General features: G+C 66.9%; 1 pseudogene. It reads left to right on the top strand.

Features of this window, described 5'->3' with window-relative positions:
* Positions 1–402, top strand: a pseudogene (locus GSQ92_RS30225) (adhesin); the annotation flags it as partial.

Below are 402 nucleotides of genomic sequence, written 5' to 3'. Positions count from 1 at the left end.
ACTGCTGAGAACCCGACGGTCTCATCAGGTGGTGTTCTCAACGTCCTCCCGGGCGGGGTGGAGTTCGGCGGCACGGTTGGGTCGGGCGTTACGGCCTTTGTGTCGAGCGGGGAAACGCTCAGCGGCATGAATGTTGGTCCGGGCGGCAGCCTCGTGGTGCTGCCCGGCGGGACAGCGACCGGGACCATTGACAGCGGAACGGTTACGGTCTTGTCGGGCGGCAAGGCGCTTGGTGATACTGTGACGAGCGGCGGTCAGGAGATTGTATCCGCCGGCGGGACGGGTAGCGGCACCACGATCGGCGCCGGTGGCACGGATACCGTGTCGACCGGCGGCACGCTGCTGAACCCGACGCTGTCGTCGGGCGGCACGTTGGCTTTTCAGCCCGGTGCTGTGGAGAGT

The sequence above is a fragment of the Acidisoma sp. S159 genome (genome assembly GCF_009766125.1).
In the GTDB taxonomy this organism is placed as follows: domain Bacteria; phylum Pseudomonadota; class Alphaproteobacteria; order Acetobacterales; family Acetobacteraceae; genus Acidisoma.
This window is presented reverse-complemented; position numbering and strand designations above follow the sequence as displayed.